Annotated in this window: 23 protein-coding genes; 8 read left to right on the top strand and 15 right to left on the bottom strand. The window is 47.6% G+C overall.

Annotated features, from left to right (window positions below):
• Positions 1-2: 2 nt before the first annotated feature.
• The 15 genes from OXH00_12100 to OXH00_12030 form a co-directional block, all read right to left on the bottom strand.
• Positions 3-803 carry an ADP-ribosylglycohydrolase family protein gene (locus tag OXH00_12100; protein ID MCY3741754.1) on the bottom strand — a complete coding sequence of 267 codons (801 nt, stop codon included), beginning with the start codon at positions 801-803 and terminating at the stop codon, positions 3-5.
• Positions 804-881: 78 nt separating this feature from the next.
• Positions 882-1718, bottom strand: coding sequence for a hypothetical protein (locus OXH00_12095; protein ID MCY3741753.1), 837 nt, complete (start codon positions 1716-1718; stop codon positions 882-884).
• Positions 1719-1775: 57 nt separating this feature from the next.
• Entirely contained in the window at positions 1776-2612 is an 837-nt protein-coding gene (locus OXH00_12090; protein ID MCY3741752.1) for a hypothetical protein, read from the bottom strand.
• A gap of 170 nt (positions 2613-2782) precedes the next feature.
• Positions 2783-3148 (bottom strand): hypothetical protein, encoded by a 366-nt coding sequence (locus tag OXH00_12085; GenBank protein ID MCY3741751.1) that lies wholly within the window; start codon positions 3146-3148, stop codon positions 2783-2785.
• On the bottom strand, positions 3141-4064 hold the full coding sequence (locus OXH00_12080; protein MCY3741750.1) for a TIM barrel protein: 924 nt from the start codon (positions 4062-4064) through the stop codon (positions 3141-3143). The genes OXH00_12085 and OXH00_12080 overlap by 8 nt, the downstream gene beginning before the upstream one ends.
• Positions 4065-4211: 147 nt before the next feature.
• A complete protein-coding gene (gene purN, locus OXH00_12075) occupies positions 4212-4814 on the bottom strand; it encodes a phosphoribosylglycinamide formyltransferase (protein ID MCY3741749.1) in 603 nt (200 codons plus the stop codon).
• A 110-nt stretch (positions 4815-4924) separates the two neighbouring features.
• Positions 4925-6736 carry a VWA domain-containing protein gene (locus OXH00_12070; GenBank protein ID MCY3741748.1) on the bottom strand — a complete coding sequence of 604 codons (1812 nt, stop codon included), beginning with the start codon at positions 6734-6736 and terminating at the stop codon, positions 4925-4927.
• Between the two features lie 75 nt (positions 6737-6811).
• A complete protein-coding gene (locus OXH00_12065) occupies positions 6812-7402 on the bottom strand; it encodes a zf-HC2 domain-containing protein (protein MCY3741747.1) in 591 nt (196 codons plus the stop codon).
• On the bottom strand, positions 7389-7991 hold the full coding sequence (locus tag OXH00_12060; GenBank protein ID MCY3741746.1) for a sigma-70 family RNA polymerase sigma factor: 603 nt from the start codon (positions 7989-7991) through the stop codon (positions 7389-7391). Before OXH00_12060 ends, OXH00_12065 begins: the two co-directional genes overlap by 14 nt.
• 48 nt (positions 7992-8039) lie before the next feature.
• On the bottom strand, positions 8040-8588 hold the full coding sequence (locus OXH00_12055; GenBank protein ID MCY3741745.1) for a tetratricopeptide repeat protein: 549 nt from the start codon (positions 8586-8588) through the stop codon (positions 8040-8042).
• 16 nt (positions 8589-8604) lie between these two features.
• Positions 8605-9507, bottom strand: coding sequence for an SUMF1/EgtB/PvdO family nonheme iron enzyme (locus OXH00_12050; protein MCY3741744.1), 903 nt, complete (start codon positions 9505-9507; stop codon positions 8605-8607).
• 50 nt (positions 9508-9557) lie between these two features.
• On the bottom strand, positions 9558-10292 hold the full coding sequence (locus OXH00_12045; GenBank protein MCY3741743.1) for an HAD family hydrolase: 735 nt from the start codon (positions 10290-10292) through the stop codon (positions 9558-9560).
• Entirely contained in the window at positions 10270-10551 is a 282-nt protein-coding gene (locus OXH00_12040; protein ID MCY3741742.1) for a hypothetical protein, read from the bottom strand. Before OXH00_12040 ends, OXH00_12045 begins: the two co-directional genes overlap by 23 nt.
• Positions 10548-10967: a nuclear transport factor 2 family protein gene (locus tag OXH00_12035; protein MCY3741741.1), complete on the bottom strand. Its 420-nt coding sequence runs from the start codon at positions 10965-10967 to the stop codon at positions 10548-10550. Before OXH00_12035 ends, OXH00_12040 begins: the two co-directional genes overlap by 4 nt.
• Complete coding sequence (locus tag OXH00_12030) at positions 10930-11520, bottom strand: iron-containing redox enzyme family protein (GenBank protein MCY3741740.1); 591 nt, start codon at positions 11518-11520, stop codon at positions 10930-10932. The genes OXH00_12035 and OXH00_12030 overlap by 38 nt, the downstream gene beginning before the upstream one ends.
• 259 nt (positions 11521-11779) lie before the next feature.
• Here OXH00_12030 and OXH00_12025 point away from each other — a divergent pair, with 259 nt between their 5' ends.
• From OXH00_12025 to OXH00_11990, 8 genes are all read left to right on the top strand, one after another.
• On the top strand, positions 11780-12523 hold the full coding sequence (locus OXH00_12025; protein MCY3741739.1) for a phytanoyl-CoA dioxygenase family protein: 744 nt from the start codon (positions 11780-11782) through the stop codon (positions 12521-12523).
• Between the two features lie 64 nt (positions 12524-12587).
• Positions 12588-12917, top strand: a complete 330-nt coding sequence (locus OXH00_12020) for a hypothetical protein (GenBank protein ID MCY3741738.1) — start codon at positions 12588-12590, stop codon at positions 12915-12917.
• A gap of 18 nt (positions 12918-12935) precedes the next feature.
• Positions 12936-13286: a DUF202 domain-containing protein gene (locus OXH00_12015; GenBank protein ID MCY3741737.1), complete on the top strand. Its 351-nt coding sequence runs from the start codon at positions 12936-12938 to the stop codon at positions 13284-13286.
• On the top strand, positions 13283-14308 hold the full coding sequence (locus OXH00_12010; protein MCY3741736.1) for a zinc-binding alcohol dehydrogenase: 1026 nt from the start codon (positions 13283-13285) through the stop codon (positions 14306-14308). Before OXH00_12015 ends, OXH00_12010 begins: the two co-directional genes overlap by 4 nt.
• A gap of 18 nt (positions 14309-14326) precedes the next feature.
• Positions 14327-15217 carry a WD40 repeat domain-containing protein gene (locus OXH00_12005; protein MCY3741735.1) on the top strand — a complete coding sequence of 297 codons (891 nt, stop codon included), beginning with the start codon at positions 14327-14329 and terminating at the stop codon, positions 15215-15217.
• Between the two features lie 339 nt (positions 15218-15556).
• Positions 15557-16585 (top strand): RRXRR domain-containing protein, encoded by a 1029-nt coding sequence (locus tag OXH00_12000; protein MCY3741734.1) that lies wholly within the window; start codon positions 15557-15559, stop codon positions 16583-16585.
• Positions 16586-16614: 29 nt separating this feature from the next.
• On the top strand, positions 16615-17904 hold the full coding sequence (locus OXH00_11995) for a WD40 repeat domain-containing protein (protein ID MCY3741733.1): 1290 nt from the start codon (positions 16615-16617) through the stop codon (positions 17902-17904).
• Positions 17905-17925: 21 nt separating this feature from the next.
• Complete coding sequence (locus tag OXH00_11990) at positions 17926-18747, top strand: sugar phosphate isomerase/epimerase (protein MCY3741732.1); 822 nt, start codon at positions 17926-17928, stop codon at positions 18745-18747.
• Positions 18748-18825: the final 78 nt, after the last annotated feature.

The raw sequence follows: 18825 nt of genomic DNA, 5'->3' as shown, positions 1-18825 counted from the left end.
TTTCACTGAATTTGATCGCTGACCCTGTTATACATCTTCGTGATCATTTCAAGGATGTCGGGTGCTTTAGCGAGGTAACGGACCTTTGCTTGTTCTTTAATATCTGGCGGGATTTCGTGTAGTGCTTCAGCGATAGCACCGGCAATTGCACCGAGCGTGTCAGAATCACCTCCGAGAGAGATAGCATTACGCACAGCATCCTCATAATTTTCGGATTCCAAAGCACACGTGACCGCCTGTGGCACGGCACCTTGACACGTCATATCGAAAGCGTAGTCCGGACGGATGTCGTCAACCGTCTGCGTCAAGTCATAGCCGTATTCAGTGGCGATAGCCTCACGGATCGCTGGCGCATTTTCACCTTGATAAGCGAGCCAGATAGCGTGTGTAGTTGCGCGTGCACCTTTTATGCCTTCTGGATGATCGTGGCTGATAACGGTCACTTTGTCGGCTGCGAGAAGAGCTGCGTCAAGATCATGGCGATTCAGGAACGCTGCCGGTGAGACGCGCATCGCTGCGCCGTTACGAAACGTACAGTTAGGTGCGTCTTCCTCAGATTCAGCATAAATCCATGTTTTAAATATCTGGCTGAAGCCGCAGTTGGGGTATCGTTTTCCCCACTTGCGCATTGTCTCCGCCGGTGAGAGCTCATGCAGGAGAGCATCCGCGACAGCGGTTGTGCAGACCGAATCATCCGTGAAACGGCAGTTTTCACCAAAGAAAGGGAAATCTTTGGTTTTGATACGGTGATCTTTGGGTTCGTAGATCGAACCGACAATATCGCCGATAATTGCACCCAACATGTTGTCGTCCTTTAAAGCAGTGTAGGGCTGAGGTACGGGAACCTCGCCCTACCATACAAACATAAATAGAAATAAGTTCTATTGACGTGTTCGTTGTGCTTTGATGCTTGCCCACGTCGTGGTAAATTTGTCCTGCGGTTCAACGCTTACGACGGGTGCTGCATAAGCGGCAAAATCGGCTGCATCAAAAGCGGAACCGTAGACGATGACTTCGTCAATGATACCACCGAAATAGTGAATATTGTTCCCCGCGCCATCTTCATCATGAAAAACGGCGTTTGAATTAACATGCGCGACACCGATATCATCGCCGTGCCCGAAAAGTGCACCGCCATCTTCACTTGCGATGAGTTCACCATTCAGCCACATCTCGAATTTATTCGGTTCAACTGCGTTTGTAGCATCCCGAATAACCAAAGCAACGTGATACCATTTTCCGGACTCTACAGGCGCAGAAGGCCACGCACCAGCCCATTGGTATTCGGCACGGTTCCATCCAGCGACATAAACCTGACCATCAAAGACATTAAGGACAAGACCTCGGGTGCGTCCACCTTCTTCAAAAATCGTCTGCTTTTGCTCGGTGATATCGACATCTGTGCAGTTAAAATAAGCAGCGATAGTCCGATCTGTGTAGAAATTGGGTTGTGCGAGCGTATTAATACCGACAGAATCAGGGAGTTTAACGCCATCATCCACACCATCAAAAAGTAGTGCTTTGCCAACAATGCCATCAACAACTTCTGGGTCTCCGACGATATTTCCATCCAAACCTTTCCCAGAGGTGTCAGCAGCATCGCCATTGTCAAAGTTCCAAACGCCTTCTACAGTTGCTTCATCTTTCGCAGCGTAAGTCGTTAGAGCTACCAACATGATTAAAACGCTGAAAAGAAAAATAAAACGATATTTTGCCATTTTGGCATATCTCCTTTATAGATTATCATTGTTAAAAACGCAATTTTGATGTTGAGGTTACTTTTCCGTTCGTTGGGCTTTCAGACCTGCCCAGGTTGTTGTGAATTTGCCTTGCGGTTCAACGCTGAGTGGCTGCGCGAGTTTTGCGAAATCGCCCTCGTCAAAAGCGGAGCCGTAGACGACGACTTCGTCGATCAAACCACCAAACCAGTCAACATTGGTTGCGCCGCCACCACTACCATCATGGTAGACAGTGTTCTGGTTGAGATGACCGATGCCGATATCGTCGCCATGTGCATGGAGTTGTCCGCCCTTTTCTTGGGCAATGCGTTTGCCATCAACCCACATCTCAAACTTTTTGCTCTCTACCTTACCGGCTGCGTCTCGTATGACGATGCCGACGTGATACCAACGTTTTGACTTAACATCGGCAGAGGGCCAAGCCCCGTTCCAGTTATATTCCGCGCGATTCCAACCAGCGCCGTAAAGCTTGCCGTCGTGTACATAGATGACTAAACCCCGTGTCGCTCCGCCTTCTTCATAAATGACCTGCTTCCGATCATTAATCTTCACATTATCGCAGTTGAAGAGCGCAGCGACCGTTCGGTTAGTATAGGGACCGCCTGTGTTTATGTCCACTGAATCTGGAATTTTTATGCCGTCATCTTTGCCGTCGAACTTCAACGCTTTTCCAGCGATACCGTCAACAGCCTTGGCACCCCCAACAACATTACCGTTAAGTTTTTTCTTTGAAGTATCATCAGCACTACCATCGTTAAAAGTCCAGTTTGCGGCAACTGTCGCTTCATCTCGTTGCGCGTCCACTGATATGATTGGTAACAACGCGCAGAGTAGCAGGGCAATACTCCATGTGCAAATCATTCGTCGAATCACTTCTATTTATACCTCCTTACGACTTTTTACATCTCATAGGTACTGAAACTCAAATTTCAAATACATAATCTGTCTTTAATTTTCAATTGTTGCAAATTACCAAAATTTTGTCAACTTAAAAGCTGCTTTTCTGCAATTTCCGTAAAAGATTCAATTTTCGTCTATATTCCTTAGCGGGAACTATAGTAGCCGAGAAACGCGATGTCCCGTAAACCCCGAAAAAGTTTTCGCCTGACCCCGAGACGACTTTTCGCCCAACCGTCTATATATTTCACCGCATCATTCGGGTCAAGCTGTGTAAAACGACACGGTTTCCTGATAAAGAGTAACGGTCCCCACTGGAATAGGAGGAGCGCAAAACGGAGTTGCGTCCGTAACACCTTGGGCAGCTGCTTAATGAACGTGTCAATAGTAATGACCGGTATATCCAACGCTGCATCGCACGGGACTCCCACCATATACGCACATACGGACTTGAGAACTTCGTGTTCCACTTGCGTGAAAAAGTAGGTGGCACTTGGCGGTGTTTTAGGCATCGGATTGTTCACGCGATTGTGCTAAGGATTCGCACAATTCCCGCGCCTCTATAACCAGTTCCGTTTCGCAAGGACGAATTTCTAACACTTTTAATATCTCGGCAGGCAGCATCTTGAAGATTTCGTCCCATTCAAGGTTTCCGGTACCTGGTGGGTGATACGCCTCAAGGTCTTGGAGATCATGTAGGTTTACACCCACAAGATGCTCGGCATAATGCTCAAGCCATTCATCTGCCCAACACACACCGAGTTTTTCCTGTCGTGCTGCATGCCCGACATCATGCCAATAACGCATTGGACTCCCGTAAAACTTCTCAAAGAACAATCCGACCTCATCGAAATTCGGGATTTGATAGTAATGTGGACGGTTTTCAATAGCGATACAGAGCTCCATCCGTAAGGCACTTTCGTTTAATTCGTCAAGGCTCCGTAAGACAGCATCTTGATGCTTAGTTTCTTTTCGCTTCCGCCATTCTGTGGCTTCCGTCACTTTTTCACCGAAGGCTTCAAACTCGCGCTCGCCATAAGTGTAAAGATCCGTCATTAGGTATGATCGGTCGTAGGTATCCACTTTACCGAGATGGAGAACCACCGTTGGGACTTCTAATTCAAGGGCAAGCTCCATCGTTTGGAGCGTGCGCCGAACTGCCTCCTTCCGTTCATCTGCGTTGAGGCTTGAAAGTAAAATCTTGTCCTTCTCTGCATCTACCTGAGATGTACCGGGGAGGATAGGGCAAAAATTGTGGATAGAGCAGGGCGGATTTTCACGGAAATACGGCTTAAGCTGCTCGACTTGATCCGGTGTCAGATGTCTGCTGAGTTCAAGTGCTTCAAAGCCAAGGTTTTTGAGTTCGTCAAATAAGGCGGCACCGTCTTGCTGTTTCAAGGCGTTCCACATTGTTGAAATTGCTAACATTGTATTGGTTATCAGTTTTATTGGTTATCAGTTATCGGTTGTCAGTTTGCCTCGCAGTGAGAGTTAAGAGCAGTGTAGGGCAGTTACTGATTCTGTTATCACTACCAGAAATCTCGTAACTGAAAACCGATAACCAAAGACTGACAGCTATTGCACAATCACTTTGCGGCCTTCAACTTTCAGTCGCCCCTGTGCATACCACTTAATCACCTCAGGATAGAGTTTGTGTTCTTCCACCTGAATCCGGTTGTGTAAACTCTCCGCGTCATCCGTATCTAAAACCGGAACGGCTGCCTGAGCGATGATGGGACCGGAATCTATACCCTCGTCAACGAAGTGAACGGTGACGCCGGCGATTTTCACGCCATACGCTAATGTATCAGCAACAGGATGCGCCCCCGGGAAGGCAGGTAAAAGTGCGGGATGGACATTGATAATACGATTTTGGTATTTTCGGACGAAGGGGGGTTGGAACAGCTTCATAAATCCCGCGAGGACAACGAGTTCCACGGCATAATATTCAATGAGATTTGAAATTTCTGTATCAAAATCGACACGATTCTTAAAATCTTGGGTTTTAACAACGTGTGTCGGTATATTTACACGTTTCGCACGTGTGAGTGCATAAGCTTTTCGTCTGTCGCTAATGACCACTGCGATCTCAATACCACTTGTTTCGTCTTGATGTAGCTGCTCAATCAGGGTTTGGAGATTCGTTCCACTCCCTGAGACAAGTACTGCGATTTTCATATTTTTAATGGTTGGGTTCCCGCTCCGATTTTTCAGGGTTTTTGATGAATTTCGAGGGTGTTCGTTACTGATAACTGTTCATCCCTTCAGGTTTTAGGTGATTTGAGCCTCTACCAGTACGAATTGTTTGTCCGCTGTCCCTCTGGGATAGGCACCCAAACGCCATGGGTTTTGATCGCCACCGCTTGTTGAAAATCGTCATAGGTGCCGACGACGCTGACGAGAACCTGTTTTTGTTCTAACATTTGGATAATCGCGAGTGGCGAGTATTCACCTTTCGCTAGCTCATCTGTAACGAGAATGAAATACGGTTTTGCATTCGATCGGAGTTTTAGTCGTCGGAGTCCGTCCGCTATGGCGTCCAATAACATTTCATCGTCTTGACACGGCAATTCAACGATTTTTCGGACCTTTTCAAGCGTTTGCGGTGGATTGTAGACGTTGATCATGTTCACAGACGCGCGCGACCGGAAACGGACAACCCCTATCTGATAGTCTATTAAAGCGTTATCCCAATCCCGAACGAGTATCTCAAGTTGCTGTAAAAAATTTGGGAGTTTATCGTCCATACTTTCGCTACTATCAATGAATAGGATAATATCGACGGACGCGTAACTGCCATGTTTGAGTACATCGCTGCCGATTTTTGTATAAACGTCGGTCCATTGTGCGTTGCGTAGCGATACAGCTTTTGTTCTCGGATTCATCGATATATTCGGTCTCTGTGCCAGATTCTGTACCGCTGGCGATCGTGGATCTTCAGGAATGAGATGCCATTTACCGCCCGTCTCAGCAGCAAGCATTTGATGTTCATCAAGCGGGAGCCCAAGAACATTGACATAGATACCAAACTCTCGGCAATGCGCGATGGTAGCTGCTACACTCAATCCGATTCGGCTTGTGAAAGGTTCATCGGTCACAAGGATAAAATGCTTTTTAGATGTAGGACGGAACCGGAGTTCTTTGACAGTTTGCACGACAGCATCCAAGGCATTTTCATCCTGATGGGTTATGATTTCTTGGAGCGTGCGCTTGTATTCTGTGAAACTTTTTGTTAACTGAACGACTGTAATTTTGTTCCCACTTTTACCTGCCCAGAATTTTGTTAAACCGAGTTCATAATCTACTTTGGAGGCTTTGTAGATGTCTACCATCTCTTTGAGATGTTCGGTGACAGCTCTGATATTATCCCCCATGCTGCCGCTGGCATCAATGACGAAAACCACGTCAATTGGACCGCCCTCACTTGTTTCGACGATTTCCTGTGCAAGTTTTTTCATAACCTGTGGAAACGACGCCTTGGGCAACACTTTCCGTTTCTCTCGAATCTCCTGCACGAGTGCGGCTGGTATCTCCTCTTCCACTATTTTGAGGGTCGAAACTTTGGGGGCGCGTTGAATTCTTGGGGGGCCTGAGCGTTTCGCCCCAAAGGTCGTGTTCCCTGCGGGACTCGCTGCTTCTGTTTTTGATAAATTCCCTTCAATGTCGCGAAGCGTCTGGGCAGCGGTGCTGACATCGTTCCAGTTATCTTTCGATAGGTCAAGTGCTGCCGAGGGTTTCTCTGTTTCAGTATCGGGTTGCAAGCTGCGTCCTAAGGCGGGTCGCGAATTTTCAGTCGGCACGGCGGTAGGAGATACCAGAGTTGGCGGGGATTCCGTAGTCGTAACATCCGCAAGGTCCCGTAAAGGCGTGTGAAGACGCGGCATGAGCTTTTTCACTGGAGGTTTCGGGCGGGCAGTATTTTCGACTGAGATAAGTTCCGCTGCGAGATTTGCCTTATCTGGCGCTATCGGTTGATTCTGCACCACGACATAAAAGGTTGTGACGAGAAAAAACAGATGGAATACCAGAGAAACGGATAATGCTTTACGCGTTGCTGATTTTGTTTTCCAAGTCTTATATAAACGAATTTCTGATTTCATTTTTCAAGCCCAATATAAGGTTGTTACGGAAAAACTTCGTCAAGCAGATAGGAACGCATGCCTTGAAGGGGCAACTTACTCTCCTTGAAGGTAGGTTGTAAGTAAACGCTTAGGTGGTTCGGGCTGAATAACCTCAAAGGAAATTAACTTTTCGGCATTCAGTTCAAGTTCATGCGATTTCTCTAATAATTTATCACCAGAAGGCGGGTAAAGCGTTACGCCTACCATTGTAAAAACGGCAAAAGTCAGTATGAAGATATAAACTGGACTCCGCGTCCGGATATTGTAACGTAGGCTACCCATCAATGGAGAGAGGTGCCGCGTCCATCCAAGCGATGTTTCAACGAACCGTGCGACGTGAGAGCGCAGCGAATCGTGTTGTCGCTGATGCAGTGCAGCTTCAGACGCGCGCGCCATCACTCCGCTTAAGAAATCATCAGAGACTTCTACTTCTCCGGCGTGACGGAGGAAACTATCGGTCTGTTGTAAACGTTGCACACGATCAGCACAAATTTCGCACTTTTTGAGGTGCCGTCGGATGAGATGGCGTTTCCATACGGGTAACTCTTTATCGATGTAAGCGGAGAGTTCGTCTGGACTCGCAAGTAGTGCCTCACATTCCGAGCTGTATATGTCTGAGGATTCGGTCTGTCTATATTTTTTCATTGACCCTCTCCTCCCCTATTCCGGCTTTGATAAGAAGTTTTTTCATCTTTTGCCGAGCGCGATGAATCAACGCTTTAACAGCCCCTACCGAGCATCCGAGAATTTCCGCAACCTCTTCATATCGTAAATCTTGATATGTAACGAGCGTCAATGCGACACGTTGATTTTCTGGTAACTGTGCAAGCGCTTTGCGGATCATCTGTCGCTGTTCCTTTTTTTCGAGGAGTATATCCGGCAGATAGCGGGTATCCCGCATGATCTCAGTGTGATGCACATCCTCGCCTTCTTCAACCAGACCCTCAAGGGAACAGGTATTTCGACGTGAACGGTTCCGAATCTCGTTCCGACACAAATTCGTGGCGATTGTGTAGAGCCAGCTTCTGAACGATGCGGTCGGTTCATAACGGTTCGCGCTCTTGAGGACCCGAAGGAACGTTTCCTGAGAAAGGTCTTCGGAGCGGTGATAGTCGTCAATAGAACGGTGGATATAGTTAATCAGCGGGTTTTGATACCGTCGCACGAGCAACTCGAACGCCCCTATATCCCCTTTACCACATTTCATCATCAAATCTTCATCGGAAACAAACATGACATTCTCCGTGATGGCATTCAGTAAACTGCATGCCGTCTGTCCGTCTTATGAAGTATCTCCAATAAGTTTCAATTTAATTCGCATCGCTGCTTTGTATGCGTTGATTGCCTCACGCCGCTTGCCTTGAAATGTATAGACTGCCCCCAGCTCAGAATGCAACTCAGCGTGATTTGGAATAAAACGGATGGCACGCGTGTAAACCTCAACCGCCTCGTCGTAGCGTTTCAACAAGCGATAAGTTGCAGCAAGATTAATGTGCGCTGTCGCTTCGCTCGGTTCACAAGCGACCGCCATTTTATACGCATCTATCGCCTTTTCATATTCACCGAGCATAAAATGCGCCAAACCGAGATGGAAATGCGCCTCCGCCGATTCACGGTTATACTGAATGACCTGCTGAAATTCTTCAATCGCTTTCGCAAAATTTCGAGCGTTTAAAGCATCCGCGCCATCTTTTAAGTGTTTCGCGGCGGTCTGATGCGTATGAATATCGACCTGTCCACGCTGGATAAGTTCCTTTTGTGCCTGGCTTGAGGACACTCCGGAATCATCAGGTACTAAGGCGTTTTCTGCGTCGGTTTTGTTGTCTTTCATCTGTTTTTTCCATGACCTAACACGCAATACGGAACCCAATCACAAATTCCGCGTATCCGTTGCTAAAGAAATCGTAACTCGTGCAGGTACTATAGTCATGATTGTAATACCATGCCCCGCCACATGCTACACGGAAACCCCCATCATCGTCATAAGGGGTAGCCGTCCATTCCCAAACATTACCGACCATATCGTAGCAACCGAAAGGACTGATGCCGTCCCTGAAACTAACGACGGGTGTCGTTGTGCCTGCGCCGAGTTCTGCGGTGTTGCATCGCGGCTTGTCAATCTCATATCCCCACGGGAAAAGTCTGTCATCGGCAACTCCGCGTGCAGCGTATTGCCACTCAGAAAACGTCGGTAGTCTGCCGCCGATATAACCGGCATATGCCTCAGCATCTTCACAAGTAACCCAGATGACCGGGTGATCCCCCCTGTTTGCTGGATAGATGCCGTCTGTCCAATCCTGCGGTGGCGTGTGTCCTGTATCCTGAACAAATCGTTGGTATTGTGCGTTGGTTACAGGGTAGACTCCAATCCCAAACCCATCCATCTCAAGCGGGGCATTCTCTTCGCCGATGTATGCTGTCCCTGCGGGAATGTGAACAGTTGCATCTAATACGTGTAATGCGGCATCATAGACTTTTTTATCTTCGTGTGCAAGCGCGTAACCGAGTGGTGAGATAACTTCACCGACCGGTGGTGTTGTGAGCTGTGGCATCGTTTCCCAACCGAGTTCTGTGCTTAACAGCAACTGAACAGCATCAGATAGCGATTCGTCAAAGTGCCAAGTCCAATAATCACGGCAGAGTTTTCGGAGTGCCTCTGGTGTATTGCTCTCTACCAGTGCAAGTCGAGACGCGCTTGACTTTTTTATATTTAGAGTGTTTTTTGTTGTAACGCTGTTCGTGCGCTCCATGTTTACTATAGTAGCATAAAGAGATAGTTTTTTGCAAAGGATTTTGGATGCTACAGATTATCCAACCCAACAATCGCAGGGATTTCAGCCAATGATGTTACTTCGTAGTCGGGTTGAATATCTGTGTCGTTGGATACACCTTCACGGTTGAGCCAGACAGAAGGCGCGCCAACGTTTTTTGCTCCCGCAACATCGTTCTTAAGAGAATCCCCTACATGCAGCATTTGTGTTAGTTCGCAACCTGCTCTTTCTGCTGTGATCTGAAAGATTTTTGGATCCGGTTTCTCAACTTGTACATCTTGGGAAAAGACAACAAAGGCGAAACGTCCGTCGAGCCCACAATTTTCGGGGTAAGTATTTCCATTCGAGAGCAATCCCAACTTGAAGTGTGGTGCTAAAGTATCAAAGGTCGGGACAACATCTGGATACAGTTCTATATCCCCGTAGCGATGTTTACGGTATATTGCATTGAGGTGCGCAGCGAGGTCTTTATCTGGGTGTCCGATGTGTTCAAGTGTCCGTTCAAAGGCGCGCTGTCTAATTTCCAACAGACTCCAGATTTCGCCTTTTACCTCTTCAGCCAATTGGTCGCGGATTGCAATCATTTCGTCAACGGTAAGTTTCGAGGCACGCAGCGTTGGTATCTGTTTTTGCAGCTCAGCTAATGTTTGTTTGAGCGAATGCCGCATCACCTTCCGAAAATCCCATAAGGTCATATCACCGTCAAAAGAGATCGTTGAAATTTGCAAGGGTTTCTCTATTTCACCGCGTTGAACTTTCATCATCCCTCCGAGGAACCATGTCGTTGTAAACGTCCATCTCTGGATCATCCCAACCAATACTGAGTCCCATTTCAACGAGTAAGGCAGTTTGTTCCTCTTCTGTTATTGGACCGTCGTCGTAGTATACACCTTTTCGCATCCGTTCAAATGTTTCAACAGGTAACACAACATATTCCGCTTTTGTTTCTGGATCCACTAACCGTACAGGATCCTCCTGAGCGTCCTTGATCGCTTTTTGAATTTCTTTAGAAAGAGTTATCACAATGCGTCCTCCGTTGTTGATGCCCCGATTGAGGCGTGGATCTGCGCGAACTTCCACGCGTCATCTACTTTTTCCAAAACACCTGTCATCCGCATCACGAATTCCTCTGGTGTGCCTTGCCATTTGAGCTTCCAGACTTGTCGTGTGTAGAACCACGCGACATTGTCGCGTTCCTGTACGTCAAAATTAATAAACTTGATGCTGAAATCCTCAGTGCTTGCGACGTGGTTTCGATAATACGCCACGATTTCTGTGCTGCCTTCAACAACTTCGTCTGCATCGGTGCCGATCTTGACGTAGTGTGTAGCAGGAAGCATCATTTCAATGAGGGTTTCAGCATCTCTGGCAACGAGGGCATCAAAATATGATGTCACTGTATCATGCGCATTCGGCATCATGAATTCCTGTGAGCGCATTCCACAAGGCGACACTCATCTGTTCACATGCCTGCACGACAGTGGTGTGAGATTCCGATGGTAACGCGCCGATGCATTCAAGCAGTTTCTCCGCTTCATGCTCATTGTGCGAATGCGTTTCAAAATACGGCTCAACCGTTTCAGGGAGTTGGTAGAATTCCTTCAAACCGGCGAGTTTTGATTGCGCTGTTGCCGGTTGCTGTGCCTCAAACGCATAGAGCGCACCGAGTGCGGTTGCGGGTTCGGAGAAAAGTTCATCTGCTGTTTCAAGCAATACCTTCACCTGTGGGATCTGTGCTTCAGAGACCACTGTGTCGAGTCCATCGGCAAAATCGGCCCACATATCAATGTGCTCCGTCTCCTCCGCTGCGGTTTCGGCATCGTCAAGTGTCTCCCATCCCTTAGGGACCGTAGAGATAAAGGCACCGTATTCACGCGCATAAGCGCGTAATGCATCGACTGGCAACTCGCCAGCACTCCACGCTTGGTAAAATGGGTGGTTAAGCAAGTTATAATCTGCGATTTTGTTGTCTAACGCTTGTTTGTAATCCATCAAACTGGTTACTCCGTTTCTTTTTGATAAATAAAGTTCAATTCCGCGGCGTTGCTTCAACTGAAAAACGCCATTTGTGGTATGTCTTTAAATATAGCATATAGTAGGCATCAGTGTCAAGAAAAGGTTATCAATTTTTCGAGAAGTTGTCAGTGCGTGTCGCTCCTACAAAAAAGAAAAATCGTTTGAATTAAAGGAAAAATTTGCTATAATAGTGTTAGAGGATCAACAGCGTTGTTTGCTTGAAAGGATTGTTGTTATGACTGAAGAACAGAAATTTATCTTTGATCTCAAGGGTTATCTGCTAATCCCTGAAGTCTTGACAACTTCGGAGATTACAGCACTGAAAGTGCAGATTGAGACGATTCGTACTGACCCGGAATCTTTACCGGCACACGAACGGCGGTTTCCGGGTGGGACTGCCTCATTTTTAATTGACCACCCTGTCGTGATTGGTATTCTTCGTGAGATTCTTGGAGAGATCCGGATGGAGTCGAGTTGGTTCACCTATCGGACAGTAGGAGATGGTGGACCGCCACCACACGGTGGTGTACGAAATGTAAATCCGAACTTCAACTACCAGTGCCACGATGGGAAGATATACGCTGCATTAACGCGCGTTGTCTTTGAACTGAACGAAGTCAAAGCGGGTGAAGGTGGGACGCTATTCTTGCCGGGGAGCCATAAAGCGAATTTCCGAATTCCTGAAACGCACCGGCAGACAGATTCGCCGCTCTTTGAGACCTACAGTTGTCCGCCAGGTTCTGTGATTATCTTCACAGAAAACCTTTGTCATTCGGGAGTTGCATGGCAAAATCCGGATCGCCCGCGGATCGCTATCTTCAATTGCTACAATTTCGTTGGGTGCCAATTTCACAAGCCGTCAGTACCAAAGCACATTATTGAAGGGTTACCCCCTGAAAAACAGGCATACTTCCGTAATGTCTGGGTTTGGGGACAAGGCGGGCCCGACAACGGCAAGAATCTAAGGTACGAGGGTTAATGCGTGTTAGCGTCAGCATGCGTTTTAGGGTAAGGGCGGCTCGGTGACAATACGGACATCACGCATGGCTTCTATAACGCAAACGCCTTCTGTATCGCTGATTCATGCGGCAAGATTAGACGCATCGCGAAGCGTTGCAAAATGGCGATGGACACTATTCGGAGTGATTCTCAGTATCGTGCCTACAGTCAATATTGTCCTGCTCGGCATAAGCACTATTGTCCTGAGTGTCTTAACACCGACAATTGACTTGTCTGTGCCTCAACGACAATCACTTTACTTTCAAAACCCGGCGCGTTATACGGTGGAATATCGGCGCACAGCAAAGCGGTTACGGTGCATGCAGACTTTTTATGGATGGCTTACCGGGGTCATTATTTTAAATCTCTTTTAAAGCAAGGATAAGGAGCAGATGCAAGATAAACCAACGCCCTATACAGGATTAGAAGACCAACTTATCTTGCGCGATCACCTCGCGGCAGACCGGACTATTCTTGCCAATGAGCGTACTTTCCTCGCCTATATTCGTACAGCACTAACACTATTTGTCGCAGGTTTATCCTTTGTGCACTTCAAAGACATCTTTAGCTCGCAGGTCGCCATCTTTAGCTCACATGTCATTGAGGTAATCGGCATCATCTTTATTTTATTGGGTATTGCTACCTTTTTTGTTGGGCTTGTAAGATACAAACGGATGCAGAGATTAATTCAAAAAATTAAACAAGAAGAATTAAACGAGTTAGGAGAGGAAGATTCGTCATGAGAATAAGAGAAGTCGTTGTAACTGGTCAAAACCAAGTTGAACTGCAGACTGCCGACATAGATGCGCCGGTGCTCGCTGCCAACGAATTACTGATAGACACAGAATACACCTTTATTAGTAGTGGGACGGAACTCGCAAACTATACGGCGAAAGAGCCGAAAGTTTTTCAAAAAGGTGCTTGGTGCGAATATCCGTGGCGTTCTGGCTATGCGAATGTTGGGGTTGTCCGTGAAGTCGGTTCAGATGTGACCCGCGCGGCTCCGGGTGACCGAGTCTTCACTTATGGACGACACGCCTCAACGATTCGTTACTCAGAAGACCGACTGGTCGCACCTGTCAGAGAAGCGGTAGATCCGGCTGTCGTTGCGGCATCCCGAATGGCAGGCGTTGCGATGACGGCGATAGTTGTCGGAGAAATTGGCACGAACCCGTGGGTTGTTGTTTTCGGGTTAGGGCTTGTCGGGAATCTGGCATCGCAAATGTTTCAAATTCACGGGTGTCGCGTTATCGGTGTGGACCCGGTAGCAGCGCGACGGAAACTCGCGGAGCGGTGCGGGATTCAACACACCGTCGGTGGCAGTGCGGATGAAGCACAAGCAGCGGTTCAAGAAATTACCGGCGGCGGACTCGGCAACATTACCGTCGATGCAGTCGGACACAGTGGTGTCGTCATGCAGGCACTCCGTGTCACCGCTAATCATGGGCAGCTCATCATTCTCGGTTCGCCACGCGTCTCAGTTCATGGCGATCTAACGGATCTGCTGTCTGAAACGCATCTACGATGGATTACCATCCGTGGGGCATTAGAATGGTGTGTACCGATGTATCCGGACATCGGCAACCGAACTTCTCAGTGGAGTAAACAACAAACTATCTTTGACTGGATGGCGCGCGGGCAGCTGCACGTTGAACCCTTAATCTCGCATCGTCTCAACCCGGAGCAGATTAAGCAGGCGTATGATGGCCTCCTCAATGAACCGAATGTGTATACTGGGGTTGTTTTGGATTGGACTGCTGCCTAATTTGATGAGAGAAACATTATGGAAAAAATAGACTTGTTCCAGAACAGCATTGAATCTGAGTTGCCACCGGGACTCAAATTGAGGCTGAGTAAAGGTGAAGTGACGGACATCGCATTCTCACCAGACGGCACCCGACTCGCCGCAGGCGGTGATGGTCGTATCTGGATATATGATACGGATAGTGGTGCGCAATTTGCGATGCTCTCAGGTTATACGGAACGGGTGCGCGCATTGGCATTCGCGCCAGATAATACCGTACTCGCGAGTGGCAGTGAAGACAATACACTTCGCCTATGGGATACCGCGACTGCTCGTGAGACATTGACGCTCGCCGGAGATTCCAATTTAGTACAAGCATTAGCCTCCTCATCGCCGGATGGCGTTCCGCTTCCGGGATGGGATCCGCGCACTGAACGGTTGCTTGCCAGTGCAACTGAAGCTCCAGGACGTATTAGGAGTTTGGCATTTTCACCGGATGGCACAACGCTTGCAAGTGGTAGCGGAGACGGTAAGATTCGATTATGGGAAGTTGAGACGGGTAGGTTTTTGTCAACCTTCACGGCACATGATGGACTTGTTTTGACGCTCGCGTTTTCGCCACGAGGTAAAGTGCTGGCGAGTGGTGGTTCGGACACACTTGTTCGATTGTGGGATGTGGATAGCGAACGTGTGCTATCTATCTTAAGGGGACATACTGACTCGGTCGATACTGTCGCATTTTCTCGCGATGGCGAACTGCTTGCAAGTGGCGGCAGGGATCGGCACATTCAACTATGGAATGTCGGCACTGATGCCCTTATGTCCGCGTTTCCCATCACAGAAGGTGCTATCCGTGAGTTGATCTTTTCGACAGATAGCCAAAAACTTCTATGCGTGACACAGGAAGGAACGCTCCTTATAAGGGAATGATACAGACCTACGAAACATAAAAGATACATTCATTCACTTCAGATCAGAACAGTGCTAATCTCTAATTTGTTTGTCGTTACAGTGTGTTTGTGGCCATGCTGATAAGATTACCCAAACTGAAGTGATCAAAGTCAATAACCCCCGACTGAAGTCGGGGGCTTGTGCGAAGCGTATACCAAACGTCCACTCCACAAGGTAAACCGTTGACTACAGTAACATATCGCAGTATCTTAGCGTGGTAGTTAGAACGACGTTTCGGATGCTCCCCAAGTCTGATTCTTCTTCGATACTGTGATCTGGAAGGGGAAACATATACCCCGTAAGGGAGAATACAAACTTATGTTTGTGCCTGTTAGAACCAAAGACGGACAACAACTCATGCCACTACACGCCGCACGCGCCAGAAAACTCGTCAAGCGTGGCGAAGCAACACCCTACGTAAATAATGGCATATATTGTATCCGTCTCAACAAAGAACCGTCTGATAGGAATACACAAGAGATTGCTGTCGGTGTTGATCCCGGTAGCAAGAAAGAAGGCTTTAGCACCAAATCGGCAGCACACACCTACTTGAATGTGCAAGCAGACGCCCATAATCAAGTGGGTAAGAAAGTCGCAAAGCGTCGCGAGTTGCGTAGAAGTAGACGTTCACGGAAGTGTCCGAACCGCAAGCAGAGAACCAACCGTCTCGCGAACAAGCAGCGTATACCTGCTGGCACCCGCGCACGCTGGGACTGGAAACTTCGCATCCTTGATTGGTTATCAAAACTGTTTCCTGTGACGCATGTCTGTGTTGAGGATATCAAAGCAAGAACGATAGCACATGCCAAGAAGTGGAATACCTCTTTTAGTCCACTTGAAGTTGGCAAACAGTGGTTCTATAGCGAAATCGAAAAACGGTGGGAGTTGCTGCTGCTTCAGGGCTACGAAACGCAAGAGCTTCGTGATAAACTCGGACTCAAGAAGTCATCGAAGAAGTCATCTGAAGACTTTGATGCACATTGTGTCGATAGTTGGTGCTTGGCACATTATACTGTCGGTGGCACCAGCAGTGTAGACAACAAAGCAGTGATGTGTATATCACCGATCCCTATAGCAAGGCGCAATCTGCATAGAGAACAATACAAAAAGGGCGGCATTCGTTCAAGATATGGGGGCACTGTGCTGTGTAAGGGTTTAGTAAAGAATACCCTTGTTAAGCATATCAAATACGGATTAACAAGGTTAGCAGGGCTCAACGCCAAAGGTTTGTTTTCTCTCTACAGTTTGGATGGAAAACGACTCACAACGGGTGCAAAACGAATGGACTTCAAAGTCCTAAGAAAACTAAACTTTAATTATAGGATCGGGCATTTCTCCCCCAGCTAAAGCAAGGGGTATCCTGCCCGAATATTTTGATGAGAGAGACACAACCGTTCGGAATTCTTTTACTCTTCACCTGTGCAGTATTTGATGTGATTTTACTCCTTGTTGCGGAGAGCGTCATATTTCCGCTATTATTACGAGATGCTCCATATTTACCCAAAGCGTATGCCCAAACTTACACACATCTTGCCACGTTCAAAGAGCCGTCCAATCATGGAAGATGGCAAGGCGTAAATGCAATTGCTTTTTCACCCGATGGACAAACGCTCGCGACCGGTATAGCACAAGAAGCGCATCTGTGGAATGTTGATACTGGTAAGCATCTGTCCACCTTTAAAGGACATACCGGGCCGGTTCATGCCATAGCGTTCTCACCGGATGGCAAAACATTGGCGAGTGTGAGTCGGGATAGAGAACGGAGCAGTACCCATCCAACGATCTTATGGGATCCTTCCGTACCCATACAGAAGATAGCGCATTATCAGATGGCACCTTATACGATTCGGTTGTGGGATATCAAAACCGTTACTTCACGATTGACTTTTACAGAGTTCATTTCACCGCTTACTGCGTTAGAATTTTCTCCAGATAGTGCCAAACTCCTGATCGCCAGTCAAAATGGTGTTATTGATGTATGTGACAGTGCCACTGGTCGCCGTGAGTTGTATAGTTTTGGCCTGTTCGCGCACGACAGGATTCTTAACAGTATTGGAACGATTGCGTATGCTGCCGCATTGAGTGATAAAATCATTACGCGTTGGATTTGGAAAGTTAATAGTTTCATGCCGCGTCGGATCCCGGAAAAAGAGGTATATCGCCGCTTTTCGATAGAACAGTGGTTTACTCACTTCCGATTTGTAGGTGAACCTGCTATTGGATTGAATACTGGTAAGGAAGGTTCTCTATTCTTCCTTATACCAGATACCTATCGGGTCAGTGCCCTGGCATTTTCACCAGACGGTAAAATTCTCGCCAGTGGCGGTCAAGACAGAGAAGTTCGGTTATACGATGTTGCTACTGCGAAAATCCAACTGTGGGATACTGACACCGGACAGTTGCTTCATATATTCAATAGCCCGGGGGGATGGGTCAATCTGTTAACTTTTTCGCCAGATGGCAATACGCTTGCCAGTGTCGGTAAGCGTTGGTGGAACAAGATTTTCATCTGGGACATGGAGAATTATCGTTTGCTCTCTATCATCACGACTGGTAATAGAGAAATAAAAGCGTTGCAGTTTGCCCCTGATAGTATCACACTTGCCAGTGCGCACAACGACGGGGCCGTACACCTATGGGATATAACAGGAAGAACGAAAGAGTGAACAAGCAAAGGAGAAATAACAGTGATTGGTATCTCTTATCATGCGGGTGGGATGAAGGACATTCCGCTAAACGAAGTCATCACAATTCTCGCCGATGCTGGCTATGATGCGATTGAGATGATGTGCGGTCCAGAAGCACATATTCCTTCTGGAGAAGTCACAGACGACTTGCTCAAAGAGGTCAAAACGATGGTAGCCGACAGTGGATTAAAGGTTTCTGTTATCAATCCGTTTACCGGAGGGGCGCTATACCAACTGGCAGCGGAAGATCAACAGAAAGCAGTTGACCACTACGCGCTTCTGCAAGATGTAGCAGTCGCACTTGGTGCAGGTGGTGTTAACTTTCTCACTGGCTACGGTGGTGATAACGGCGACGCATTCGCATGGCGGCTCCTTGTCGATGTGTTGAAACCGATCTGTCGTCGCGCGGAAGAACTCGGCATCACAATGAACATCCACAACCACGAGGCAACAACCATTGATGCGTCTGCAAAAGTAACGCTTCTGATTGAGCATGTCGGATCAGATGCGCTGAAGTCGCTTAACGACATCACGAATTTCTATCATCTCGGTGAGGACATCGCTGAGGTTACCGAAAAATTGGGACCGCTGACGGCGCATTGTCATGTGAAAGGCGTGACAGGCATGTATCCCTACAGCACCTTTCTGATTCCCGGTGAAGAAGGAGATGAATTGGATTTTCGGACCTTCGCAGCGAGTTTAGGGAAAGTGGGATACGATAAGTATATCTCGGTGGAGACGTTTCCGCACATGCGGATGGAGAAAGCGCAAATCGCGCATGATATGATGGCAGGAACATTGAAGGAATTGGGCTTGAGATAACTACAGAAGGCGCGGTTAAATGAAGTTTAAGAAAATAATTCGGTAATCCTAATTTCCCCCAGGCCCGGTAGGTGCGGT

The sequence above is a fragment of the Candidatus Poribacteria bacterium genome, from assembly GCA_026706025.1.
In the GTDB taxonomy this organism is placed as follows: Bacteria; Poribacteria; WGA-4E; order WGA-4E; family WGA-3G; genus WGA-3G.
Note: the sequence above shows the minus strand (reverse complement) of the source record. Positions and strands in the feature narration are given on the sequence as shown.